The organism is Paenibacillus sp. LPE1-1-1.1, from assembly GCF_040676435.1.
In the GTDB taxonomy this organism is placed as follows: domain Bacteria; phylum Bacillota; class Bacilli; order Paenibacillales; family Paenibacillaceae; genus Pristimantibacillus.
Genome location: NZ_JBEGHY010000023.1, coordinates 1,317,120 through 1,340,642, shown reverse-complemented (window position 1 = coordinate 1,340,642; position 23,523 = coordinate 1,317,120). Strand labels below are relative to the sequence as shown.

Below are 23,523 nucleotides of genomic sequence, written 5' to 3'. Positions count from 1 at the left end.
AAAAGCAGTTGTTTTAGTACTAAAGTTATTGTATCATTAGGAAATAGGTAGGCAACCTAACTAAATGAAATAAGTAGTTTGGCTGCCGATTGGCAATAATAAATAAAAATGTTTAGGAGTGCAGGGCATATGGAGCATTTGACTCAAAAGAAAAAATTAACCATTATGATTGCTCTGATGGCGGCCATGTTCTTCGCTGCGATCAACCAGACGATCGTAAGTACGGCGATGCCGCGGATCATCGCGATTCTGGGCGGCATTGAGTATTACACATGGGTCATTACGATTTACATGCTGACTTCAACGATAGCAACCGTGCTTGTCGGTAAGCTATCCGATATTTATGGACGGAAGCCTTTTCTCTTAGCGGGTATCGTGTTTTTTATCATTGGCGCGTTTCTTTGCGGAACGTCAACAACGGTATTTCAGTTGATCGCATACCGGGGCATTCAAGGCTTAGGCGGCGGTATCCTGATGTCTGCAACGGTTACAGCTGTGGGCGATTTGTTCGCACCGCGCGAGAGAGCGAAATGGACCGGTATCATGATGGCGGTATTTGGTTTCTCCAGCGTGATCGGACCGACGCTCGGCGGTTTTCTAGTCGATCATATCGCATGGAAATGGATTTTCTGGATCTTCCTGCCGCTTGGTCTCGTGGCATTCGGGATGATTTGGTCGATGTTTCCGAAAACGGCAAGAAAGACCACGGAATCGATTGATTATCTCGGCTCTATTTTGCTTACGTTGATGTTGATTTCACTGCTGTTAGGCTTCTCGTGGGCGGGCACCAAGTATGATTGGGACTCTATGCAGATTATCGGCTTGTTAGCGGCTTCTATCATTTTCTTAGTGATTTTGCTGTTTGTGGAACGCAAAGCAAAAAGCCCTGTTTTACCACTGTCCCTGTTTAAAAACAGCATCGTAACGATCTCCAATTCGATTGGATTTCTAATGAACGCGGGGATGATGGGCGCAATGATGTACCTGCCGTTTTTCGTGCAGGGCGTTCTCGGCATTTCGCCTACTAACTCTGGCTTTGTCAACATGCCGATGTCGATCGCAATGATTTTCCTCAGTACGCTGTCGGGACGTTGGATCTCTAAATCAGGTAAATATAAAAGGTTTGCCATCGCTGGGATGCCGTTTATGGTGGTCGGCATGCTTATGATGGCCTTTATGAATAATGTCGGAGTTGCCATTGCAGCGATGATCGTTTTCGGTATCGGACTCGGGATTTCAATGCCGGTATTCACGCTTACGGTTCAAAATGCAGTAGCGCCTACACAGCTTGGCGTGGCAACCGCAACTGCAACCTTGTTCCGTAACTTAGGCGGCACTATCGGTATTGCGGTGATGGGTACGGTCATGAATTCGACGATGTCGAGCAAGCTGGAGGCTGCCGTCAAAGCAGGCCAAGGCCCGGATTTATCGCAGGTAGATCCTGAAACGGCACAGCAGCTCTCGAGCTTCTTGAATCCGCAAATGCTGCTTGACCAACCTAAATTGAAGGAGCTGCATGCTACGCTCCCGGAACAAATTCAGCCTTTATTTACGCATATTATCGAAATGGTGCGCTCTGTATTAAGCGATTCGCTTACCGTTGTATTTCTATTCGGCATGTCTCTCTTGGTCGTAGCATTCGTATTAGTATTTTTCTTGAAAGAAATTCCTTTGCGCTCTTCGAATGATATGAAAGCCAAAGCGGGAACTGAACAAACAGAGCTGATCAAAAAAGAGCCTGCTCTTCAATAATGCTGGAGAGCGGCTCTTATAGAAAGGATTTCACCCGCAGCAGCAGCTGCCGCCGGTGAAATCCTCTTTCTGTATTATAGATCATCTAAATGGTTGACGGATTGGAGATATTGGAATACTTGATTCAGCATTAGGATCAGCTGGTCGGATTGTTCCTTGCCCAACTCGTCAATGATGCCTTTGAAAACCGATTGAAAACGGTCGATCGCCTTGGTGGCAATCTGATCGCCTTTATCTGTTAATGTGATTTCGGTTATTCTGCGGTCTGTTTTATCAGTAGTCCGGATCACGCAGCCAGCGGCTATCAGACTGTTGAGCATTTGCGTTACGGTCGGCGACGTAACCTCCAACCTTTTGCTGATTTCTGTTACCGTTGTGCCCGACTCACCTTTGTCATTGCTTTGTTTGACACATACGAGCATTCTGATTTCACTCGCTTTGAGACCTCCCCACATCGTTTTTTTACGCCAGTCCGCTCTAGCGAAGCGTTGGAATACATCGATGAGATCCGCTACATTATCGTATTTATCTTCGTTCATTCGATTCACCTCGGTGAATATTTTTTATAAATTAATTAGGTAACCAAAGCAATTATAGTAACGATCAGCAGCAGAAGTCAATCCAGTGCGGGAAATGAGGTGCAGCATGAACAACTATACGGTATGGATAGAATTGTATCCCGTTCTGAAAAGCGTTTATAAGAAAATGAGAGCAGAGTGGCATAAGGGCGTGGATTGCGGGTTTTCTGTAAACCAAACTAGAATGCTTCAATATTTGAATCGGGAGAGTCCCATGAAATCAACGGATTTGGCAGAGATGCTGTCGATAACAGCAGGCGGGGTTACGCTCATGGGGGACAAGCTCTTAGAGAGGGGCCTCATTCAACGAATGCGCGGTGACGAGGACAGGCGTGTCGTGCTTCTCGCCATATCGGAAGAAGGGAAGAAATACATCGAATCTTTTGAAGAAAGAGACAATGCTATTATACAATATATGAGCGAGCGCATTTCCGACGAGGACTTGGAGCATCTGAGGCGTATATATAAGCTTCTCGACAACTAGCAAGACATGCGCAGTATACAACACCGCAGGAAGCGGAAGGGGATCACAAAAGCATGGCAATGAATCAAATGCAAAAGATGAAAGAAGTAAAGCAGCAAATTACAAGATTTTTAATGATGTATAAATTTGCCCTGCAAGAGCTGGAAACGAAAATTGATATTTTGAAAGAAGAATTTCAATTGCTGCATGAGTATAATCCGATCGAGCATACGAGCTCGCGCTTGAAATCGCCGAAGAGCATCATTGAAAAAATATACAGGAAGCAAAGCGAGCTTACATTAACCGGCATACGCGAGCAGATTAAGGATATTGCCGGCCTGCGAATCAATTGCTCCTTTATATCCGATATTTATCGCATTAGCGACATGCTGCAAAATCAAAGCGATTTGAAATTGCTTGCGGTCAAGGATTATATCAAGAATCCTAAACCGAACGGCTATCAGAGTCTCCATCTTCTCATCGAGGTGCCGGTGTTTATATCGGACAGACGCGAGAATGTTTGCGTAGAGGTGCAAATACGCACCATTGCAATGGATTTTTGGGCAAGTCTGGAGCACAAGATTTATTATAAATATAAGCATGCGATACCGCCGCACCTCTTGCAAGAATTGAAAGAAGCAGCGGATTCCGCTGCTGCCCTGGATAAGAAAATGGAGCGGTTGCATAACGAGATCGAAGAGATTAAGGAAGAAAGCGAAAATGATATGGGCGATGAGATGATTCGGCTGCTCATGAGCAATGAAAGGGGTTCTTTCCCGACTATGCTGCTTGGGCTATTCGAGGACGGACAAGCAAAAAAATAGTCGTGAACCTTTAAACAGCGACATAAAGTGAAAGTAGCGCGATACATGCTGCCAAGCTTAATGCGTTGTTGAAGGGTGGTCATGGGAAAATGGTCATTTCTAGCTTTCAGGCCTTCATTCAAGTGTTTGGTTTATCGATATCCATGAGCTTAGTGGGCGGACTCATTGGACATTTTGTGAAAAACGGGATTATCGAACTGCCAAAGCTCGTCATTGAATATGATGAGGATGGAATTGCTTTATCATCGAATTGGTTAATCAAATGGATTCAACGCAGCTATTATTTTGCGATTTTCGTCATCGGCTTCAGGAACCATAGCAACGCGAAAAAAAAGATATTTTTCGATCTCGGTTTTTTGGGCGACTTATTGATTGCGATCGGTACGGGCATTTTGGCCAAAACAGCCTTGTCAATGGCGAATACGACGGACAACTTTGCAGTCGTCAGCAGTTCGTTGCTTGCCGGCTATGCAGGCTTATCCTATTTGAAAAGCAAGCAAAACAAAGAATTCGCAGACCTGTTCCCAGAGGAAATGGATGATCCAAATCCGCGAACGCCGCCAAAATAACATGCAAGTTTATTTATATTTTGCGTATAATGACCATAGCTGATAAACCAAAAGCTTATGAATCTGTTCCAGACCAATACATGGTAAGGAGGGTGGAGCACGTGGGGAAAATTACGGTCAAAGTGACCCCTGCGGAAATGCAGGAGCTCAAGAAGCTAGCCGAGATTGTCAAAAACCCTCACCGTCCGATGTCTGACCGCCGGATCGCTAAGACGCAGTACGAGTCGATCATCAACTTTGCGAAGAACAGCAACCGCGGCATCATATCATCCGTTTAACCGAGGCAAATGCTTGAAAGCCGTTCTCTTGCAGAACGGCTTTTTGCTTTTTTTGGGGGGAAATAAAAAGCCGCCCGAACGGTCATAGACCGTTCGGGCGGCTCGATTTGCTCTCCATGCGGAGTTTTGTCTTGTTAAGGCAGTTCAATCGTTACTTCGCGTTTGCTTGCCGCCGAGCGGAGTACGCCGTCGATAATCGCTTGGTTATACAAAATTTCCGCTCCGGGAATCGGTGCCGGGCGATTATCCGTGATGGCGGCCACAAAGTCCCTAACCTTCTCATCGAATAAATTCAAGCCATGGTCGATAACGGGAATGGTAGATTGGATATGTTGGTTTACGACATCATGGTACAGCGTCATGCTGCCCACGCTGCCATCCCACACGCCGCTCCAAGGACCGGTTCCTGCGGGAGTGACCTTGAGGCCGGCGTCTGTTCCAAGAAACATGGTGGCTCCCAGCGAATCCATGTGCATAGCCCAGCTTGTCTTGTAATTCAAAATAATATCGCCTTCCAGGCGAATCATCGCGACGCCAAAATCCTCAACGTCAAAATTTGCGGCTTCGCGGTGGTAAAGCGGATTGGATCCAAAGTGATTCGAGGTGTAAGCCGACACGGTAAGGGGCTTAGGGTAGCCCAGCGCATTAAGCGCCATATCGAGCGAATAGCAGCCAATATCAGCCATGGCGCCTGCTCCCGCAAGCTCTTGGCGGATAAAGGTGCCGCCAGGCATGCCGCGGCGTCTGCCGCCGCCGGTTTCTACAAAATATACCTTGCCCAGCTTGCCCGATTGCACGATCTCTTGTATCAATGACATGTTGGGGTCGTATCTTGGCTGAAAGCCGACCGTAAGCATTTTTCCGCTGCGCTCAGCGGCATCGACCATCTCGATAGACTGCTGCAGGGTGACGGACATCGGCTTCTCCACTAGTACATGCTTGCCTGCGTTTAAAGCGTTTACAGACGTTTCATGGTGAGCGAAGTTCGGCGTGCAAATGCTAACGCCGTCAAGGTCAAGCTCCAGAAGCTTCCGATGGTCCTCGAATGCGACGGCGTCGACTAATCCCTCTTGCTCGATAAAGGCCTGCGCTCTGCCCGGCATGCTGTCTGCGACCGCTACTATCTCAGCATGGAGCGGCATTTTCTTATAAGCTGAAGCATGGGCTCTTGCGATGCCGCCGCTTCCTATAATTCCAATTCGGATCGTTCTCGTCATTGCTTTTCCCTCTTTTCGTTGTGTTGCTTTTACTTTAGCACAGCTCAAAAGGTCGTGAAATGATGAGAAACGGACATGAGCTCTATAAAATTAAGACATCCGCTTGGCCATATGGCCAAGCGGATGATTACACAAATCATATCATTGCTCGGATGGCAGCCGTTGCCGAGAGCTATTGCCTCTCCAATATTCTCCACTGCTCTTCAAGCTCCTGCTTGTTAAAATCAATGCCAATCAATACGAGGTAGGACGGTCCCTGATGAAGGGATTCCGACCATGTAATCTGGTTCCCGGCCAGCTGCAGCAGCATGACGGGCGAATCGGGCAGCAAGCGTACATAGCCCTTGGCGCGAAGCAGGCGGTTTTTGTTTTTCAGCAAAAATTTCTCGATTGCCTTCCGGCTTGGATAGCTTCCCGCCGCGAGCGGCAGCGAAAGCGTCTGCACGCGTGAATAAGATGCGGCTTCGCCATCGCGATGCCCGGAGCTGCTGCCATGCTCACCTGCGTGAGGCACGGTCTTTAAAAGCCGGAAGGAGGAGGAGGCCGCTGCAACGGTCCTTCGTTCCTGCTTCGCGATATCCGCAAGGAGGAGGCCAGAGTCAATCCGGCTATGTGTCGTGGGGATGACAACAGCGGTTGAATTATGTTTGAGAAGCAGCTGATCGATCTTCCTGCGCTTTGGTGTGGATGCGAGATCCGTTTTGTTCAGTACCAGCAAATCAGCGGTTTCGATTTGCCGGCGAAATGTCCGTATTAAAGCCGTATCGGATTCGAAGAAGCTGTTATAATCCAGCACGTTCTCAGCATCGAGAACCGTTACGATTTGCTTTAAACGTACGCTGGCATGGATATTGGGCTCAGTCAGCACATCTGCGATTTCCTCCGGATTTGCCACGCCGGTCAGCTCGATGAAAATAACATCAGGCCTGCTTAAGCACAGGTTTTGAATGCTGGAAGCGAGCTCACTGCGCTTACTGCAGCAGACACAGCCGTCCAACAGCTTCTCAACCTTCGTCTCGGAATATTCCTTCAAAATATGGCCATCAACATCGAGCTGGCCAAGCTCGTTCATAATCACGCCGGTCTGCAAACCGGTTGCTTTGGCTGCTGCTAATAGGCGAAGGAGCAGCGTCGTTTTTCCGCTTCCTAGAAAACCGCTAAGCACGATAACAGGGATTTTCAAATTAAATTCCTCTCCAGTTCCTATAATTTGAACGTGAATTGCCCGGCAATAAATAAGTATATGTAAACTAAGCGTAATGATTACGATTATTTTACGATATCCATGCTCTTACGTAAAGTTAGGAATGGCCGCCTGGGAGTGGAGGAATTCATTAGTCGTCATACCCTTTACAATATACGCGACAGCTTCCGGTATTCTCGCGGTGAAATGCCTTCAAGACGGCGGAAAATCCGGCTGAAGTAGTGAATATCGGAGTAGCCTACGCGGTCCCCGACTGCTTCGACGGACAGGTCCGTTTCGCGCAGCAGCTTCCTTGCTTCTCGGTGTCGAATGGACTGCACATACTCGCTTGGCGGCATGCCGCAGGTTTGTTTGAAAAGTTTTGCCGAGTGGTCGACGCTTAAATTCATGTTTTCCGCGATGCTTGTATTCGTCCATGGAAAAGAAGGCGAAGCTTCAATTCTTTCCATTAGTTCGACTAGCTTTCCTCCGTGCATCGAAGCCGGAGAAAAAGCGCGAATTCGCGGGGAACGCAGCAGCTGGGCAACTATATTCAGCATAAGCGCCTTGCAGACGAGCTCATATCCAAGTTGACGCATCGTAAACTCGTGTACGAGCTGCTCCATCAGCTGAACGCATGCTAGCGGGGGCGTATATACCGGATTTAGGGACAAGGCCGGGAGTCCTTCAACATACGGCTCGCAAGTAAATTTATGAGGCTGGACATCGGATTCGTTTACAACCATATCAGCCTCCGTCTGGATATCGAGCTCGTCAAAGAAATCGAAATGAATCCCCAAAAAACGAGCTTCCGGGGCGGAGGTAATTTCATTTTGGTGATAGACCCCCGAGGGTAAAAAAATAAGCTGGCCGGCGTCTAGCTTATAGCGTTGGCCATGCATTTGCGTAGCCGCTTCGCCTTGGCAGACGTAAAGCAGTTCGAAGTCATAGAGCCGCCGCTGCGGCAGCGCTCCGGTTGGCATGCTTTGAAATTGTGCGTAATGAATGCTCGGCGACCATTCTTGGAACCGGGCTGCGCGCTGCAGCGGAAAGACGGGTTCATTGTTAGTCAAGGGATGGGATCCTCCTAAGATACAGAATGAAATAAAGCACGGAATTGTCCAAAAAATCGCTGTTCCGGCTAAATCATTATTTGATCTAATCGATTATTATATTGGTATTATCACATGCAACTGCAGTCCGTTCAATAGCACGTAATTAGCCAAAAAGGAGTAGGGGGCAATTCCATGAAAAAAGGAATTAACATTTGGTCGTTTAGGGAAGGCACGACGATCGCGGACAGCGTTCGCTTGGCGAAGAAGGCGGGTTTTGACGGCATTGAGCTGTCATTGAACGAAACAGGCGAACTTAGCCTGGCGTCATCCGATCAGGAAGTTCGGAGGATAAAAGAGTTGCTAGCAGAGGCGGAGCTTGAAATTGCCGGTTTGGCGACGGGCTTATATTGGTCATATCCCATGACAAGCGGGAACGAGGCAACGAGAGCGAAAGCCATCGATGTCTGCAAGAAGCAGCTGGAGCTTGCGGCCGCGCTAGGCGTCGATACGATTTTGGTCATTCCCGGCGCGGTGGGCGTTGATTTTATTCCCGGCAGCGAGACGGTCGATTATGAGTACGCTTATGACCGGGCGCTTGAAGCAATCGGGAAATTGGTGCCTCATGCGGAGAGCGCGGGCGTGTCCATCGGCATCGAGAACGTCTGGAACAAATTTCTGCTCTCGCCCCTTGAACTGCGGACATTTATTGATGCGCATGGCTCCAATTATGTGGGCTCGTATTTCGATGTCGGCAATGCGCTGCAAAACGGGTACCCCGAGCACTGGATCCGGATTTTGGGCAGCCGCATCAAGAAGGTTCACTTTAAGGATTACCGGCGCGCTGCAGGCGGCCTGCATGGCTTCGTTGATTTATTGGCGGGCGACGTGAATTATCCAGCCGTTATGGCCGCATTGGAGGCTGTCGGCTACGACAACTATGTAACGGCAGAAATGATCCCGACCTACACGCATCATTCGGAGCAAATCATTTTCAATTCTTCCTTGGCGATGGATGCCATTCTGGGCCGCCGGCAAACCTGATTTTCAGTTTATAGGAGGTAACGTCATGCTAAAGGTTGGTTTAATCGGTTTTGGTTTTATGGGACGCATGCACTTCGATAATTATGTTCGGCTTGCAGCAGAAGGGGCAAAGATGCAGTTGGTTGCCATTTGCGATCTTCTGATCGAAGAACTGAAGGAGGGCAAGGCTTCAGGCAATATCGCGACGGAGCAGGAGGTGTACGATCTCTCGCCTTACCGCTTGTATGACAACATTGAAGCGATGCTGGATAGCGAACAGCTTGATATCGTGAGTATTACGTTGCCTACTTATTTGCATGCGGACTTAGCCTGCTTGCTGCTGGAGAGAGGCATACATGTATTGTGCGAGAAACCTGCGGCAGGCAGCTCGGAGGATGGCTGGCGCATGGCGAATACCGCAAGGAAGACTGGGAAAACCTTAATGATCGGCCAATGCCTGCGATTCTGGCCGGCCTACGAGTATTTGAAGTCCGCGGTCGAAGATGGCCGATACGGTGCGGTTACGGGCGGTTATTTCTTTAGAGGCTCGGGTGCGCCGAAGGGATGGTTTCTCGATGGCAGCAAGAGCGGAGGCTGTCTGCTGGATATGCATATTCATGACGCGGATATGGTCCACTGGCTGTTTGGCAAACCGGATAAAGTATCGGCCATTGCCCGCAACGTCATTCCAGGCAGCGGCTATGATGCGGTATCCACCCATTATATTTACCCCGACGGCAAAGTGCTGAACGCGCAGGCCGACTGGACGCTGGAAGGCGACTACGGCTTCTCGATGACGTACCGCGTCAACTTCGAAGGCGGGAACCTCGTATTTGAAAATGGGCAGCTGAAGGTGAATCCGCAGCATGCGCCTGGCTTTGTCGCCGAATTATCGGAAGACATGGGCTATTACCGCCAAATCAGCTATTTCATCGAATCGGTGCAAAGCGGGAAGCCTGTATTGAAATGCACGCCGGAGAGCGCGGTCGGCACGCTTGAAATCATAGAAGCAGAGCTGCGTTCAGCCGATAACGGCGGTCGGTTTGCAGAGCTTTAGATGATCTTGAATAGAAGAGAAGCTGCGCCTTATTGGCTCAGCTTCTTTTTTTTCATGCGGGAGCATTCAAATTCCATAAAGCTGGCGGTACACGGTAGGCGTCATGCCCTCATGCTCCATAAATCTTTTGTTAAAATAGCTGACGCTCGGATAGCCGGCATCGGCAGCAATTTCGCCAATATTGACTTCCTTCCGCTCGAGAAGCCATTGCTTAGCCATCTGCAGCCGGCTGCGCGTGATGAAGTCCATAGGCGTCATTTCCATCACGCTGCGAAACAATTTGCAAAAATAATAGGGGCTGACGCCGGCTTGCTCAGCCCATTGCTCGAGCACGAAAGGCTGCGCCGCTTCCTGCTGCATGAGCGGAAGCAGCTCTAGAATGCGATTCCCGGAGCTGCTTGCCTTGCTGCCTGAGATCGGCACGGCCTGCTCGACGAATACGCTCAATATCGCATACGTCAGAGCGGAAAGCTTAGTCGGGCGCAGCATGCGGTGCGTCTCGGCCTCGACGAGCAGCTCTTCATGCACCTGGACCCATGCGGCAGGCTGGCGTATCGTCCAAAGCTGGCTTTTGTGAAAACCGCGTTCAATCATATAATCCTGCAAGCCGCTGCCGTAGAAATGCACCCATCTGATATCCCAGGGGTCATCCTTGCTGCTGTAGTAGTGCTGCCTTTGCAGCGGGAAATAGAGTACGGCTTCGCCGGCCTCAAGCGTGTGAACTTTGCCGTCCCACTCCACATAGCCTTTGCCGGAAACGACGTAATGGATATTGAAGTTGTTTAACGAGCCTGCGGTCCGAAGCGTGAAATGGTCGGGATGACTCCAGTAATTGCCGACCGATTCGGGAAAGCAGAAGAAAGGATTGTTTGGCAGCGTAAGTAGATGGCTCTGCCTTTGCATGTCGTTCACCCCGATGACAATATTGTTGTAATGTATAACAAAATAATATCATTTTATTTTTTTGGAATCTACTTTAAACTAGGGGAAAGCGTTAGATATCCGAATGATTCTAATTTCATCACGATAATTTTAAAGACTGCTATGAACGACGGCAGTGACGGTTATCTATGCTTGAAATCGCAATATAGTCATAAAATTTCAATTGAGGTGACGATAGTAATGACGACGAAAAAGCTTAAATGGGGCATCCTGGGATGCGCGGGTATCGCGAAGAGAGCCGTTATTCCCGGCCTTCATCTCTCAACATTAAATGAAGCTGCGGCCATTGCAAGCCGCGACGGGGAGAAGGCGAGAAAGACGGCGGAGGATTTGAACATCCCTGTCGCTTACAGCAGCTACGAGGCTTTGCTGGAAGATGATTCCATCGATGTCGTATACATTCCGCTCCCTAACCATCTGCACCGGGAATGGACGATCCGGGCGGCGGAAGCCGGAAAGCATATTTTATGCGAGAAGCCGCTCGCTTTGACCGAGAAAGAAGCGTATGAGATGGCGGAGGCAGCCGCGAAAGCGGGCGTTCTGTTGTCGGAGGCTTTTATGTACAGGTACCATCCGCGGTATGACATGATGAAGAAGATCATCGATGAGGGACAAATCGGAGAGGTTCGCGGCATTCGCAGCGCGTTTACCTTCAACAACGCAGGCCATAAGGAAAATGTCAGATACCGCAAGGAATGGGGCGGCGGTTCGATATACGATGTAGGCTGTTATCCGATCAATGCCGCGCGCCTGCTGCTGGGCAAGGAGCCAGAAGCGGTGACGGTGCAGGCGCTATTTTCGCCGGAGCATGACGATGTCGATATGATGGCTTCCGGTCTCGTCGAGTTTGAAGGCTCGGTTTCGCTAACCTTCGATTGCGGCATGTGGGCTGCTTTCCGCAACCCGCTTGAAGTGCTCGGCACGGAAGGGCTGATCGAGGTTCCTTCCGCTTACTTGTCGAACGAGCCTGGTCTCGCTAATTTTTACGTGAGCACGAAAGACGGGCGCAAGGAAATCGAGGTGCCGTTCATGAACACCTATACCGAGCAAGCCGATCATTTGGCGCGGGCCATAACCGGTGGACAGCCGCTGCAATTTGGTGCTTCGGATGCTTTGAAAAATATGAAAGTCATTGACGCATGTCTGCTTTCTGCGCGTGAACGCACAAGAATTACCCTATAAAAAACGAATGAACGAGGAGGCATTTCATAATGGAATACATTCAAATCGAGGGCTCGCCAAAGCCGGTATCGCGTTTAATGAAGGGTTCGGATTATTTTTTCCACCATTCGTACGAGAAAGCGGCAGCTAATCTGGATGCGTTTATAGCGATCGGCGGAAATTCGGTGGATACCGCCCATATTTACTGCGGCGGGCAGAGCGAGGAAGTAATCGGACGCTACATGCAAGAGCGGGGCAATAGAGAGCAGATGGTCATATTGACCAAATGCGCGCATCATGATCAAAACGGTCCGCGTGTAAACAAAGAGGCGATCAGAAGGGATTTGGAGGATAGCCTTGTGCGCCTGCAAACCGATTATATCGACCTTTACGCGCTCCACCGCGATGATACGGCCGTGCCGGCCGGCGATGTCATCGATATTCTGAATGAGCATATTCAGGCCGGAAAGGTCAGAGCGATCGGCGTATCGAACTGGTCATGGCAGCGGATTAAGGAAGCCAATGAATACGCAGCGGGCAAAGGCCTTGTAGGGTTCACGTTCAGCAGCCCGAATCTGAGCCTTGCCAAAGCGAATGAGCCGTTCTGGGCAGGCTGCATATCCGCGGATGAAGAGACATGCGCTTGGCATGAAGAGCAGCAGTTCCCGCTGCTTTCTTGGTCCTCGCAGGCAAGAGGCTTCTTTACCGGCAGATTCTCTCCGGAAATTCGCGACAATGCCGATTTGGTCCGTGTTTTTTACAGCGATGAAAACTGGGAGCGGTTGGAGCGTGCCAAACAGCTGGCAGCGGAGAAAAATGTCAGCGCGATCCAAATTGCGCTTGCTTATGTACTGAATCAGCCATTTCCAACCGTCGCGCTAATCGGAGCCCAAACATCCGACGAGCTCCATTCCTGCGATTCAGGCTCTCTCATTAAGCTGACCAAGGCAGAGATGGAATGGCTGGACCTTGCTGCGCAGAAGGTTTAAGCAGACATACCCCGCATGAAAACATAAAGAAAAGGAAAAGGCTACTCACCGCGAGTAGTCTTTTCTTTTTTGTACGTTCTAGGGCTGCTGCCGTAGGCTTTGCGAAATAACGCGGCGAAATGATTGTAATTGTTAAAGCCGACATCGAGCGAGGCTTCGGTCGCCGTACGCCCCATATGCTCCATCAACAACGCGGCTTGCTGAAGCCGCAGCCGGTTCAAATGCTCCACGACGCTTTCGCCTGTCTCCTGCTTGAAGAGATGAGACAGCCGGGAGAGAGAAAGGCCGACGCTGCCGGCTAAGTCCTCGAGGCGAAAGTTCTGATTCATATTCCGTGATAGATATTGCAAAGAGAGCTCGATTCTCGGATCAAGCCGCTGTTCGAGCTGCCGGGCGGCGAGCAGGATAACCTCGCGCAGCGAGTTTTCGCAAAGCATATGCCAGAAACCGGCTTGCTCTATGGAATCCGTTAATATATCGTGAATGGCCTGCTGTACACGATGCCGCATATTTCCCTCCGGAATGGCTGCGATAATGATCTCGTCATTTGGCAGGTAGTCGATTTCAGGCAGTTTGTGAAAGTGAACCCAGTAGAAATTCCAGCGGTTTCCTCTCGTTGTCCCGTACTCATGCGGAATCCCGGAACGAAGCAGCGCGATTTGGCCCTGGCTGCAGCGCTTCTCGCCCCCAGGCGTTCGTAAATACCCTTCGCCCTCCAATGTAAAGAAGAGGAGCCATTCTTCCATTCCAGCTGTCCTACGATATTTGTAGGAATCAGATTCTTCGAAATAACCGCTTACAAGAGAGGCGTACGATGAAATATTTTGCTTGGTTTTCGGTGTGCTGTATCGGGTCATGAAACGGTCCTCCCAAAATAAAAATAGCAGAATACCATTACTTTTTAGCAGTAAGCTTGCTTCCCTAAAAATAACGAAAGTTCTATGATTATGTCAAGAAGAAGAAATCATATGTCCAAGGAGTGAAATGCGATGACCAGAGCATTGAGCGTATTGAACGAAGAGCAAATCGAACATTTTCAGACAGAAGGGTATTTAATCGTAAAAGGCCTTTTCTCGGAACAGGATGTCCGCACGATTGAAGAAAAATTCGAGGAAATCAGCCAAAAGGTTATCCCGGGCTTATTCGAGCCGGATTTATCCGGGAGCTCGGAGGATCCTTTGAAGCGATATCCGCGCGTGATGCACCCGCATCGGTTCGATGAAACCGCAAAGCAATATATGCTTCATAAGCCGGTTATGGAGGTATTGTCCGATTTGTACGGCGAGGAGGCGCTGGCAGCCCAAAGCATGTTTTATTACAAGCCGCCGGGCTCGCGCGGTCAAGCGCTGCACCAGGACAATTTTTATTTGCAGGTGGAGCCGGGCAATTGCATTGCGGCATGGACGGCGATCGATGCGGCCACAGAGGAGAATGGCGGGCTGCTAATCGTACCGAAAACAAGCGAGCATGAGATTAGCTGCCCGGAGCTCGCGGATTCATCGGAATCCTTCACCACCCATTACGTGAAGCCGCCAAAGGATCAAAAAGCAATGCCGGTTATCATGGATAAAGGCGATGTTTTGTTTTTCAACGGAAATCTTATCCACGGCTCTTACAGAAATAAGACGAAGGATCAATTCCGGCGCGCCTTTATTTGCCATTACGCAAACGCTTCAGCCACGCATATCAGCAATCACTACCGCCCGCTGCATCGCCAGGATGGAACGCTGGTCGATCTGGAAATCAATACGGACGGAGGGCCATGCGGAGTAGAATTCGATATGGCGTATCCACACTAATGACGGATACAGGACAGGAAAAATTGCTGGTCGAGATGTCTTGGTGGGGAATGAACGGATTAAATGGAACAGCGGGGCATGCGGCAGCTACCCAAGAAAAGATGAAGCTCATTGCGGAAAACGGCTTTGACGGAGTAAACGCATTTATACCTGCTCCGGATGAGAGTGCGCACTGGAAGGAGCTGCTTGAGCAATACAACCTGTCCTTCAGCGTGAATGCATACCCGTCCTCAATTGCGGACATGGCCAAATTTTTAGAAAGCGCGGTTGCCTTTGGCCATGTCGGTTATATCAACGCGCAGGTGATGAGACCCTTTCTGATCGGTGATCAGGCGCTTGAGCTGTTGTCCGGCATCGATGCGCTGTCCAGGCAGGCGGGCATTCCGGTTTACGTTGAAACGCATCGCGGCACCATAACACAGGATTTGATCCGTACCAAGCAATTTTTAGAGGCGCTTCCAGCGCTCATGCTGACGATCGACTATTCTCATTATGTGGTCGCCGGCGAGCTGCATACCGTATCTCCCGAAGCCGAGGAAATGCTGCAGGGCTTGCTGCCTAACGCTTACAGCATCCATACGCGAATTTCAAACGGGGAACAGATCCAGATCGATCCGGGCGAAGCGGGAGAGCATCCGATGCTTCCCCATTTTGCAAGATGGTGGGCAAGCGCGATGAAGCACTGGCGTTCGGGGAACAGGCATCCGCGGGATCGGTTTCCCGTAGTCATTGAGCTTGGGCCAGCGCCCTATGCAATCACGGTGGATGAGGCGGGCTCCAGGCAAACCGAGGTTAGCGACCGTTGGTCCCAGTCCCTCTATTTGAAGCAATTGGTAAAGGAGCTATGGAGGCAGGAGCGGTTATAAGTAAAACCCGACTAGGACGAAGGAGGTCCGGTCGGGTTTTTTTTGCGTGCTGAACATTCGGAATCTACCTCGGACGACCAGAGGTATTGGAATCACCTCCTTAAGGTAACGAATTTCCGGCAAGGCAGTGTTGTCCCTTGACATTGGCGTAAAAAGAAGCCGAAAATCCCGATTGGTTTAATATTGTCCAACTACAGGAACTAATTTTGTCCAATTAAACGCTTTCATACAGAGGTTATAATGAAAAAAACGCTTACAAGGAGTTGGATTTGCGGTTATGAAGCAGAAAAGGATACAATGGTTTTCAAGCACGGAAACCAAGCCTTGGTCAGAGAATCCTATTTTGGATACAGAAATAGATAATGCCAACCTGACGGTTACGAACGAACAATTTCAGCTGCTGGAAGGTTTCGGAGGCTGCTTTAATGAATTGGGTTACGCGGCGCTACAGCAGTTATCGGAGGATGACCGAAGCGGGATAATGCACGCGTTATTCCATCCGGACGGCGAGCACGGCTTTAGTATCTGCCGGCTGCCGATCGGTGCAAGCGATTACGCGTTAGAGTGGTACAGCTTAAACGAAACTGACGGCGATCTGGCAATGGAGCATTTTTCGATAGCCCGTGACCGTGAATATTTGATTCCCTATATCAAAGAAGCCTTGAAGCAGAATCCAGAGCTGAAGCTGTTTGCTTCCCCTTGGAGCCCGCCAACCTGGATGAAATTCCCGAAATCCTACAATTACGGAACGCTGCGCTGGGAGAAGGAAATTTTGGAGGCTTATGCCCTGTATTTCGTGCGGTTCGTTCAAGCCTATCAAGCTGAAGGGATTACGATTCACCAGGTTCATGTCCAAAATGAGGTTGTGGCGGATCAAAAGTTCCCTTCCTGCGTTTGGACAGGCGAGCAGCTGCGCGAATTTATTCGCGACTACTTGGGACCGGCCTTTGAGCAGCATGGCCTGGATACGGAAATTTGGCTGGGTACGATCAACGCGCCGGAAGCTTGGGATGAATGGCTCAAGAAAAAGGAAACGGATTTCAACGGCTACGCGAATACGGTGCTAAGCGACCCGGAAGCCTATAAGTATGTGAAGGGCGTCGGCTACCAATGGGCAGGGAAGCATGCGATCCAGCGGACGGTTCAGAGCTATCCGGAGCTTCGCTACATGCAAACCGAGAATGAATGCGGCGACGGCGAGAACACATGGTTCTACGCGCGGTATGTGTTCAACCTCTATCAGCATTATTTCACGAACGGCGTGAATGCCTACATTTATTGGAATATGGCGCTTGAGCCGAAGGGAAGAAGCACTTGGGGCTGGGAGCAAAATGCGATGCTTACCATCGACAAGGAGACGAGAACCGCAACACGCAATCCGGAATATTACGTAATGAAGCATTTTGCGCATTTCACGTCGCCAAATGATAGACGAGCCGGTTTAAAGGGCTCCTGGGCAGGCAATGCGGTCGCCTTCAAGAAGCCTGACGGCACGCATGTCGTTGTCCTTGCGAATCCCTTCAAAGAACAAAGAGAGCTGCGCTTAGCCGTTGGAGACGAAGTGCGTCTTTTCCAGCTTGAGCCTGAATCTTTTCATACAATCGTGATCCCGTGCGGATAACGAGCGCATACCGACTAACGCCAGCTAGACAGGGCGTTAGTTTTTTGCGCCATAGGAAGAAAGAATAGAAGGAGGTGTCTCGACGCCATGTTTTCAAAGCTAATGAGGACGTTGTCGGATCCCTTTCGGAGAAGCATCCGCAATAAATTGATTTTTACGATGATTATCTTATCCGTTATTCCGATTGTTGCAGTAACCGCATTGGCAGCCGAAAATAACCGGAAGTCGATGGAGACCGAGGTCATCAGCACGAATTTGTCCAATATGAAATGGACGGGTATTTATTTGGGCGAGCAGTTTTCGCAATTGAACAATCTCGTATACACCGTTCTAATCAGCCCGCATCTTAACGACTATCTTATGAGCATAGAAGGATCTCGTCTTTATAACCAGTTTGCGGCGCAAAAAAACATCATGGATACGCTGAACAATTTATTTTATTCCGCAGGCAACCATGTGATCGGCGTCGAGCTGTTTCTGAAAGAGCCGAGTAAACTGTTTACCATCAGCTCCAATCAGAATGATCTGGAGTCTTCAACCGGAATACCATCTCCTTACAAGGAGCTGTTCGAGGAAAACAAGGATTTCATTATTCAATCGAAGAGCGGAGATAACGAGGAATTCCAGCTTATCCGCAGCATTAACCGCTTCGAGAACCGCGAGAAGCTCGGCGGCATTTCGCTGAAAATCCGATGGTCGATGCTGGATCAGACGCTTAATTTAATCGGCAGGGGCGAGGAGCACAAGGTTCTTATCGCAGGCGATGACGGAAGCGTGCTTTACCAGCCTTTCGGCGAGAAGCCGTCGCAAGAAATCATGGATCAAATCAAGCAAACGACAGAGGTTCAAGGTTACTTCCGGCTGCCGGGGGAGTATGTTTTCTACAATACGATCGATCCGGTCGGGCTGAAGCTGATTACGATTATTCCAACTAGCTTCATTAATAAAAGCGCGCAATCAACGATGCATTTTGGCCTAATCGTAGGCGCGATTTCTATTGTAATTTCGATCTTGATCGCGATATTGCTGGCCTGGCGAACGGCGACGCCGATTGTCACGCTTGCAAGATCGATGCAAGGTCTTGGCATTATAAAGGAAACCGAACAGCTGCCGCAAAGCAATCGCGTGGACGAAATCGGCTTGCTTGAAACGAAGCTGTACAACATGTCTTACCGCATAAGAGAACATATCAAAACGGAATACAGCATGAATTTGGAGAAAAAGACAGCGGAACTTAAAGCGCTGCAAGCGCAAATCAATCCGCATTTTTTGCAAAATACGCTTCAGATGATCGGCAGCATGCTTTTCACCAAAAAACCTGCAGAGAGCTATGAAATTATCCGTTCGTTAAGCGATATGTTCCGTTATGTCATCCGTGATCCTAATGATCTAGCTTCCTTAAAAGCGGAAATCGAGCATCTGAACAATTATATGCTTATTCAAACGCAAAGATTTTCTTCCAAGCTCAGCTATACAACGGATTTCGACGAATCGGCAATGGCCTGCTCCATTCCGAAGCTGACGCTTCAGCCAATCGTGGAAAATGCTTTTTTTCACGGGCTCGAGAATAAACCCGGAAGCTGGGAGCTCAGCGTATCGATTATATGCGAGGCTGCTGCCGTACGTATCCGCATCCGGGATAACGGCGTCGGCATTCGCGAGGACAAGCTTGCCGATCTAAAAAGGCGGCTGAATCACCAGAACGGGCAAGTATGGACGCACGGCAATCGGATCGGCATTCAAAATGTCGCATCCCGCATACGGATGCATTTTGGTTCCGCGTACGGAATTGCAATAGAAAGCGCGCCCGGAGAAGGGACAACGGTTACAGTTACCATTCCTAATGAATCAGGAGGCGAGCATCATGATAAAAGTATTGATCGTGGATGATGAGAGCTGGACAAGAGACATCATCAAGGCCTTTGGCGAATGGGAAAAGCTTGGCATGGAAATCGTGGGCGAAGCGGAGGATGGACAGGAAGCGCTTCGTAAAACGGAGGAGCTTCAACCCGATATTATCATTACGGATATGCGGATGCCGGGAACGGACGGCGTTCAGCTGCTTCAGCTGCTTCAAGAACAATATCCGCAAATTAAGACGATCGTGATCAGCGGCTACGATTACTTCCAATACGCGAAGCATGCGCTGCGCTATAAAGCGATGGATTATCTGCTTAAGCCGGTTGATCCCAAGGAACTGGATTCGGCGCTGAGCAATTGCAAAAACAGCATCGAGTCCGCGCAAACGGAGCGAAGCGTATTTACGCTGGATCTTGATATCTCCTATTTGCTGGCAGCCTATAAACAGCTGCTGAAGACGCATTTTAACGAGTTAAATAAAGAAGGCATAACGGCAACGCTGATTCAAATGCAAAATGAGCTTGAGCATAATGGGATTACGAAGCCCGCAATGCTTGAACAGGTGGTTCAGGAGCTGCTCCTGCTGCTCAAGGAATTGAAAATTGCCAATTCACAGGACAGCGAGGGATTACACGCTCCCTTTGGGCAGGAAACGGTGGAGTCCAGCACCAATACGGTTTCGTTTCTCATTTATCATTATGCCGCAACCATCGATCAGCTTACGCAGCAGCGTAAGTTCAAAAACAAGTTAAATTTGGACGAAGTCCGTCTTTATATGGATAAACACTATACCGAGTCGGTAACACTAGACCAACTGGCAAGGGCTTTTTTTGTGAGCAAGGAATATTTGAGCAAGATGTTCAAACAGGAGTACGGACGCAACGTCACCGACTATTTGCTTCATTTGCGAATGGTCAAAGCAAAGGAATGGCTGCTGGATGAGAGCATCCCGATCAAAGCGATTGCCGAGATGGCGGGCTATGAGGATATTACTTATTTTTACCGTGTATTCAAAAAGCATTTCGGCGTTGCACCGGGCGAAATGAGGAAGAACGGCGAGGTTTAAAATTGTCCAAAGAAAGAGTCTAATTCTGTCCAATTAAACGCTTTCAAAAATTAGTTACAATGAAAGCGTAAACAAAACAAGCTTCTGGGAGGTCAAATTAGATGAAAAAAGTAATGAAAGGCTTGCTAATAACCGTACTCGCTACAACACTGCTGGCAGGCTGCGGAAATAATGCAAATAATACAGGCAGCACAAACGAAGGGGCAGCAGCAGGCGGAGAAGCAAAGAGCGTGAAGCTCAAAATGTTTATCGCGCAGCCAAGACTCAAAGAGCATTACGATAAATACATTGCAGATTTTGTCGCAAAAGAGAAAGCAGAGAAAAACATCGATGTATCGGTTCAGCTGGAAATGCCGACTGCCGATAATGCCGCACAAATTTTGAAAACGCGCTTGGCATCCAACGATGCGCCTGATATTTTTGCGATTCACGCAATCAATGAGATTCCATCCTACTATAAAGCAGGTTACTTAGAGGATTTGACCGAGCAGCCATTCGTAGGCAAGCTTCTGGACAGCGTAAAACCATCCGTTACAACTACGGACGGCAAGGTTGTAGCCGTTCCTTTGGAAACATTGTCGTGGGGATACTTATATAACAAAAAGATCTTTGCAGATAACGGACTAGTGCCTCCTACGACGCTGACTGAAATGAAAGCGGTTGTAGAAAAGCTGAAAACGAAAAACATCACGCCATTCGTTCTTTCCTATAAAGAAGCATGGATTCCGCAGCTGCTCCTGCCGCTTGCTGCAGGCGCAATCATCAACACGGAGAATGCTGATTTCATCGAGCGCATGAACAAGGATGAAGGCTCATTCTCTGAAATGAAATCGATGTTCGACGTCTTTGATCTGATAAACGCAAACGGCACGGAAAAAGCAACGGAAGTGGGCGGCGATGACGGCGCTGCAGCGTTTGCTGCCGGAAAAGGCGCAATGTGGCTGCAAGGTCCATGGTACGCGGAAACGATTCTCAAATCCAACCCGGATCTTGATTTCGGCGTGGCACCATTGCCAATTAATGACGATCCGAATGCAACGCTGATCAATCTAAGCGCTTCGACTTCGCTGGCTGTATCAAAAACGACTAAAAACAAAGAAGTTGCTCTTGATTTTATTAACTACGTATTGGATGACACTGCTTCTAACGCATTCTTCCAAGCGCTGAAGTTCAACCCGATTGCAACCATCCACACGTATGAGAGCTATCCTTGGGTAAATGACGCAACGGGATACGTAAAAGAAGGAAAATCGTATCAAGATCCAGCGATTCCGCAATCGGTTAAAGATGAAGTAGGTAAAGGTCTTCAAGCTTATTATGCGGGTCAAATTTCACAAGATGACGTCATTAAAGCGTTAGACAAAGCTTGGAAATCGTTTAACAAAGTAAATAAGTAATCGTTGGGCCTTAGGATGAAGAGGAGAAAGAATATCGTCTTCTCTTCATCCCTTATTTTTAGAGACACATAGGAGAGGGGCGGATACTGTGCCGATCAAGAGCTACAAAAAATACATCTCGCTGTTAACATTCGTCGGGCCTGCATTTATATTATATGCCATCTTCTTGCTCATTCCGACGCTTGGAGGTATGTACTACAGCTTTACGGATTGGAATGGCTTAAATCAAAATTACAGCTTTATTGGTATCGGCAATTTTATCGAAGCGCTAAAAGAAGATCCGGATTTTGTTGGATCCATCCTATTTACATTAAAGTATGTGCTGTTTATGGTGGTGCTGCAAAATGTATTCGCTTTGCTGATCGCCGTCTTTATTGAATCGCGCAAAAAGACCAAAGGCTTCTTCCGTACCATCTTCTTTATGCCAAACATGATCAGTACAATCATAAGCGCGTTCATGTGGACGTTTGTATTCGCGCAGGTGCTGCCTCAGCTGGCAGAAAAGACAGCGATTACATTTCTTGACCAAGCCTGGATTGGCGATCCGAAAATCAGTTTCTTCTCCATATTGACCGTATCGCTTTGGAATGGCGTTGGCTATATGATGATTATCTATTTGGCCGGTTTGCAGGGCGTACCGCAGAGCTTGAAGGAAGCAGCGGTCATTGACGGCGCAACCGCGTTCCAAACGTTCCGCAATGTAACGCTTCCGATGATTACGCATGCAATTACCATCTGTTTCTTCCTTACCTTAAACGGAGCGTTTAAAGTGTTCGAGGTCGTATACGGCTTAACAGGCGGCGGTCCTGGACGAAGCACGCAGGTTATTACGATGAATATTTACGAGGAAGCTTTCTCGAATAACTTCCGGTATGGGTATGCGAGCGCCAAATCAGTCATCCTGTTTATTATCATACTCGTCTTTACTTTGATCCAAATTCAAGTCATGAAGAGAAAAGAGGTAGAAGCATGAATCAGAAAAAATCAACCTCAATTCTTATTACGTTTCTGCTGTCCATAGGTGCAGCCATCTCGTTCTTTCCGATTTATCTTGCTGTCATCAATTCGTTCAAGACGCAGGGTGAAATGTTTGAATCATTTGTTTCGTTTCCCACGAGCTTTCAATTCGATAATTACGTGAACGCTTTCCGCCAGCTGAATCTGCTGAACAGCACGCTCAACTCGGTTATCATTTCTGTGCTCGGCATCGGGGGAATCATCCTATGCTCGGCATTAGCCGGCTATAAGCTTTCCCGGACTAGCGGGAAAATCAGCGGCATTATTTTCTTCTTGTTCATTTCATCGATGCTCGTACCTTTTCATTCCATTATGATTCCGTTGACAAGAATGGCCAAGGTCTTGTCTGTTCAAGGCAGCACGTATGGTCTTGCAATTATATATATTGGTCTCGGCGTCAATATGGCAATATTCCTCTATCACGGTTTTGTGAAATCGATTCCGAGAGAGCTGGAGGAAGCCGCTCAAATCGATGGCTGCAACGAATATCAAACCTTTTTCAAAATCATCTTCCCGCTGTTAGTTCCGATTACGGTAACGATTGCGATACTTGATTTCCTTTGGATTTGGAATGATTTCCTGCTTCCGCTGCTGATGCTGACGGACGTAGACGATTACACGCTGATCTTGTCTACGAACACGCTGTTCGGCGAGTATAACAAAGAATGGTCGCTCATCTTGGCCGCGCTTGTGCTGACGGCAATTCCAGTCATTATCATTTATTCGTTCTTCCAAAAATTTATTATGCACGGTATTGCCGAAGGTGCCGTAAAAGGTTAATCTGAGTCAAACCCAGCTGAAGAAGGAGC

At 48.6% G+C, this 23,523-nt stretch carries 23 protein-coding genes; 17 read left to right on the top strand and 6 right to left on the bottom strand.

The annotated features are described in order from the left end of the window. Positions 1–129 precede the first annotated feature (129 nt). On the top strand, positions 130–1,752 hold the full coding sequence (locus tag MRBLPE1_RS23050) for an MDR family MFS transporter (RefSeq protein WP_364149691.1): 1,623 nt from the start codon (positions 130–132) through the stop codon (positions 1,750–1,752). 74 nt (positions 1,753–1,826) lie between these two features. Here MRBLPE1_RS23050 and MRBLPE1_RS23045 read toward each other — a convergent pair whose 3' ends face one another. Beyond that, entirely contained in the window at positions 1,827–2,291 is a 465-nt protein-coding gene (locus MRBLPE1_RS23045) for a MarR family winged helix-turn-helix transcriptional regulator (RefSeq protein WP_364149689.1), read from the bottom strand. Positions 2,292–2,397: 106 nt separating this feature from the next. Between MRBLPE1_RS23045 and MRBLPE1_RS23040 the strand changes: the two genes are divergently transcribed. From MRBLPE1_RS23040 to MRBLPE1_RS23025, 4 genes are all read left to right on the top strand, one after another. Continuing rightward, positions 2,398–2,814, top strand: a complete 417-nt coding sequence (locus MRBLPE1_RS23040) for a MarR family winged helix-turn-helix transcriptional regulator (RefSeq protein WP_364149687.1) — start codon at positions 2,398–2,400, stop codon at positions 2,812–2,814. 53 nt (positions 2,815–2,867) lie between these two features. Next, positions 2,868–3,617, top strand: coding sequence for a GTP pyrophosphokinase (locus MRBLPE1_RS23035; RefSeq protein ID WP_364149685.1), 750 nt, complete (start codon positions 2,868–2,870; stop codon positions 3,615–3,617). An 89-nt stretch (positions 3,618–3,706) separates the two neighbouring features. Further along, a complete protein-coding gene (locus MRBLPE1_RS23030; RefSeq protein WP_364149683.1) occupies positions 3,707–4,186 on the top strand; it encodes a hypothetical protein in 480 nt (159 codons plus the stop codon). Between the two features lie 101 nt (positions 4,187–4,287). Next, positions 4,288–4,464, top strand: coding sequence for a hypothetical protein (locus MRBLPE1_RS23025; RefSeq protein ID WP_364149682.1), 177 nt, complete (start codon positions 4,288–4,290; stop codon positions 4,462–4,464). A 134-nt stretch (positions 4,465–4,598) separates the two neighbouring features. On the opposite strand, the gene MRBLPE1_RS23020 is transcribed toward MRBLPE1_RS23025, so the two are convergent. The 3 genes from MRBLPE1_RS23020 to MRBLPE1_RS23010 form a co-directional block, all read right to left on the bottom strand. After that, positions 4,599–5,681: a Gfo/Idh/MocA family protein gene (locus MRBLPE1_RS23020; RefSeq protein WP_364149680.1), complete on the bottom strand. Its 1,083-nt coding sequence runs from the start codon at positions 5,679–5,681 to the stop codon at positions 4,599–4,601. A 172-nt stretch (positions 5,682–5,853) separates the two neighbouring features. Then, positions 5,854–6,864 carry a CobW family GTP-binding protein gene (locus tag MRBLPE1_RS23015; protein ID WP_364149678.1) on the bottom strand — a complete coding sequence of 337 codons (1,011 nt, stop codon included), beginning with the start codon at positions 6,862–6,864 and terminating at the stop codon, positions 5,854–5,856. A 167-nt stretch (positions 6,865–7,031) separates the two neighbouring features. Then, a complete protein-coding gene (locus MRBLPE1_RS23010; RefSeq protein WP_364149676.1) occupies positions 7,032–7,937 on the bottom strand; it encodes a helix-turn-helix transcriptional regulator in 906 nt (301 codons plus the stop codon). Between the two features lie 174 nt (positions 7,938–8,111). Here MRBLPE1_RS23010 and MRBLPE1_RS23005 point away from each other — a divergent pair, with 174 nt between their 5' ends. Further along, complete coding sequence (locus MRBLPE1_RS23005; RefSeq protein WP_364149674.1) at positions 8,112–8,960, top strand: sugar phosphate isomerase/epimerase family protein; 849 nt, start codon at positions 8,112–8,114, stop codon at positions 8,958–8,960. Positions 8,961–8,985: 25 nt separating this feature from the next. Continuing rightward, positions 8,986–9,996 (top strand): Gfo/Idh/MocA family protein, encoded by a 1,011-nt coding sequence (locus MRBLPE1_RS23000; RefSeq protein WP_364149672.1) that lies wholly within the window; start codon positions 8,986–8,988, stop codon positions 9,994–9,996. A 66-nt stretch (positions 9,997–10,062) separates the two neighbouring features. On the opposite strand, the gene MRBLPE1_RS22995 is transcribed toward MRBLPE1_RS23000, so the two are convergent. Then, positions 10,063–10,899, bottom strand: coding sequence for a helix-turn-helix transcriptional regulator (locus MRBLPE1_RS22995; protein WP_364149671.1), 837 nt, complete (start codon positions 10,897–10,899; stop codon positions 10,063–10,065). A 219-nt stretch (positions 10,900–11,118) separates the two neighbouring features. Here MRBLPE1_RS22995 and MRBLPE1_RS22990 point away from each other — a divergent pair, with 219 nt between their 5' ends. Together MRBLPE1_RS22990 and MRBLPE1_RS22985 are read left to right on the top strand one after the other, a co-directional pair. Further along, positions 11,119–12,120, top strand: a complete 1,002-nt coding sequence (locus MRBLPE1_RS22990) for a Gfo/Idh/MocA family protein (RefSeq protein WP_364149670.1) — start codon at positions 11,119–11,121, stop codon at positions 12,118–12,120. A gap of 29 nt (positions 12,121–12,149) precedes the next feature. Next, a complete protein-coding gene (locus MRBLPE1_RS22985) occupies positions 12,150–13,088 on the top strand; it encodes an aldo/keto reductase (protein ID WP_364149669.1) in 939 nt (312 codons plus the stop codon). A gap of 41 nt (positions 13,089–13,129) precedes the next feature. On the opposite strand, the gene MRBLPE1_RS22980 is transcribed toward MRBLPE1_RS22985, so the two are convergent. After that, on the bottom strand, positions 13,130–13,945 hold the full coding sequence (locus MRBLPE1_RS22980; RefSeq protein ID WP_364149667.1) for a helix-turn-helix domain-containing protein: 816 nt from the start codon (positions 13,943–13,945) through the stop codon (positions 13,130–13,132). 132 nt (positions 13,946–14,077) lie between these two features. On the opposite strand from MRBLPE1_RS22980, the gene MRBLPE1_RS22975 reads away from it, so the two are divergent. The 8 genes from MRBLPE1_RS22975 to MRBLPE1_RS22940 all read left to right on the top strand — a co-directional run bounded on the left by MRBLPE1_RS22975 (position 14,078) and on the right by MRBLPE1_RS22940 (position 23,494). Beyond that, the gene (locus tag MRBLPE1_RS22975; protein ID WP_364149665.1) at positions 14,078–14,887 is read left to right on the top strand and encodes a phytanoyl-CoA dioxygenase family protein; all 810 of its coding nucleotides are present in this window, start codon (positions 14,078–14,080) and stop codon (positions 14,885–14,887) included. Then, entirely contained in the window at positions 14,887–15,753 is an 867-nt protein-coding gene (locus MRBLPE1_RS22970; protein WP_364149663.1) for a sugar phosphate isomerase/epimerase family protein, read from the top strand. Before MRBLPE1_RS22975 ends, MRBLPE1_RS22970 begins: the two co-directional genes overlap by 1 nt. Before the next feature lie 277 nt (positions 15,754–16,030). Next, on the top strand, positions 16,031–17,374 hold the full coding sequence (locus MRBLPE1_RS22965) for a glycoside hydrolase family 30 protein (RefSeq protein WP_364149661.1): 1,344 nt from the start codon (positions 16,031–16,033) through the stop codon (positions 17,372–17,374). An 87-nt stretch (positions 17,375–17,461) separates the two neighbouring features. Continuing rightward, positions 17,462–19,264, top strand: coding sequence for a sensor histidine kinase (locus MRBLPE1_RS22960; RefSeq protein WP_364149659.1), 1,803 nt, complete (start codon positions 17,462–17,464; stop codon positions 19,262–19,264). Next, positions 19,239–20,300 (top strand): response regulator transcription factor, encoded by a 1,062-nt coding sequence (locus MRBLPE1_RS22955; RefSeq protein ID WP_364149657.1) that lies wholly within the window; start codon positions 19,239–19,241, stop codon positions 20,298–20,300. Before MRBLPE1_RS22960 ends, MRBLPE1_RS22955 begins: the two co-directional genes overlap by 26 nt. 101 nt (positions 20,301–20,401) lie before the next feature. Continuing rightward, positions 20,402–21,697, top strand: coding sequence for an ABC transporter substrate-binding protein (locus MRBLPE1_RS22950; RefSeq protein WP_364149655.1), 1,296 nt, complete (start codon positions 20,402–20,404; stop codon positions 21,695–21,697). A gap of 88 nt (positions 21,698–21,785) precedes the next feature. Then, complete coding sequence (locus tag MRBLPE1_RS22945) at positions 21,786–22,670, top strand: carbohydrate ABC transporter permease (RefSeq protein WP_364149654.1); 885 nt, start codon at positions 21,786–21,788, stop codon at positions 22,668–22,670. Beyond that, positions 22,667–23,494: a carbohydrate ABC transporter permease gene (locus MRBLPE1_RS22940; RefSeq protein ID WP_364149652.1), complete on the top strand. Its 828-nt coding sequence runs from the start codon at positions 22,667–22,669 to the stop codon at positions 23,492–23,494. The genes MRBLPE1_RS22945 and MRBLPE1_RS22940 overlap by 4 nt, the downstream gene beginning before the upstream one ends. Positions 23,495–23,523 lie beyond the last annotated feature (29 nt).

Bases quoted from the DNA above. Each gene is read 5' to 3' on its own strand.
- MRBLPE1_RS23050 (WP_364149691.1), top strand. From the start codon at position 130: ATGGAGCATTTGACTCAAAAGAAAAAATTAACCATTATGATTGCTCTG.
- MRBLPE1_RS22970 (WP_364149663.1), top strand. From the start codon at position 14,887: ATGACGGATACAGGACAGGAAAAATTGCTGGTCGAGATGTCTTGGTGG.
- MRBLPE1_RS23040 (WP_364149687.1), top strand. From the start codon at position 2,398: ATGAACAACTATACGGTATGGATAGAATTGTATCCCGTTCTGAAAAGC.
- MRBLPE1_RS22990 (WP_364149670.1), top strand. From the start codon at position 11,119: ATGACGACGAAAAAGCTTAAATGGGGCATCCTGGGATGCGCGGGTATC.
- MRBLPE1_RS23020 (WP_364149680.1), bottom strand. From the start codon at position 5,681: ATGACGAGAACGATCCGAATTGGAATTATAGGAAGCGGCGGCATCGCA.
- MRBLPE1_RS23005 (WP_364149674.1), top strand. From the start codon at position 8,112: ATGAAAAAAGGAATTAACATTTGGTCGTTTAGGGAAGGCACGACGATC.
- MRBLPE1_RS22995 (WP_364149671.1), bottom strand. From the start codon at position 10,899: ATGCAAAGGCAGAGCCATCTACTTACGCTGCCAAACAATCCTTTCTTC.
- MRBLPE1_RS22965 (WP_364149661.1), top strand. From the start codon at position 16,031: ATGAAGCAGAAAAGGATACAATGGTTTTCAAGCACGGAAACCAAGCCT.
- MRBLPE1_RS23030 (WP_364149683.1), top strand. From the start codon at position 3,707: ATGGTCATTTCTAGCTTTCAGGCCTTCATTCAAGTGTTTGGTTTATCG.
- MRBLPE1_RS22955 (WP_364149657.1), top strand. From the start codon at position 19,239: ATGATAAAAGTATTGATCGTGGATGATGAGAGCTGGACAAGAGACATC.
- MRBLPE1_RS22980 (WP_364149667.1), bottom strand. From the start codon at position 13,945: ATGACCCGATACAGCACACCGAAAACCAAGCAAAATATTTCATCGTAC.
- MRBLPE1_RS23000 (WP_364149672.1), top strand. From the start codon at position 8,986: ATGCTAAAGGTTGGTTTAATCGGTTTTGGTTTTATGGGACGCATGCAC.
- MRBLPE1_RS23045 (WP_364149689.1), bottom strand. From the start codon at position 2,291: ATGAACGAAGATAAATACGATAATGTAGCGGATCTCATCGATGTATTC.
- MRBLPE1_RS22975 (WP_364149665.1), top strand. From the start codon at position 14,078: ATGACCAGAGCATTGAGCGTATTGAACGAAGAGCAAATCGAACATTTT.
- MRBLPE1_RS22960 (WP_364149659.1), top strand. From the start codon at position 17,462: ATGTTTTCAAAGCTAATGAGGACGTTGTCGGATCCCTTTCGGAGAAGC.
- MRBLPE1_RS22950 (WP_364149655.1), top strand. From the start codon at position 20,402: ATGAAAAAAGTAATGAAAGGCTTGCTAATAACCGTACTCGCTACAACA.
- MRBLPE1_RS23035 (WP_364149685.1), top strand. From the start codon at position 2,868: ATGGCAATGAATCAAATGCAAAAGATGAAAGAAGTAAAGCAGCAAATT.
- MRBLPE1_RS22985 (WP_364149669.1), top strand. From the start codon at position 12,150: ATGGAATACATTCAAATCGAGGGCTCGCCAAAGCCGGTATCGCGTTTA.
- MRBLPE1_RS22940 (WP_364149652.1), top strand. From the start codon at position 22,667: ATGAATCAGAAAAAATCAACCTCAATTCTTATTACGTTTCTGCTGTCC.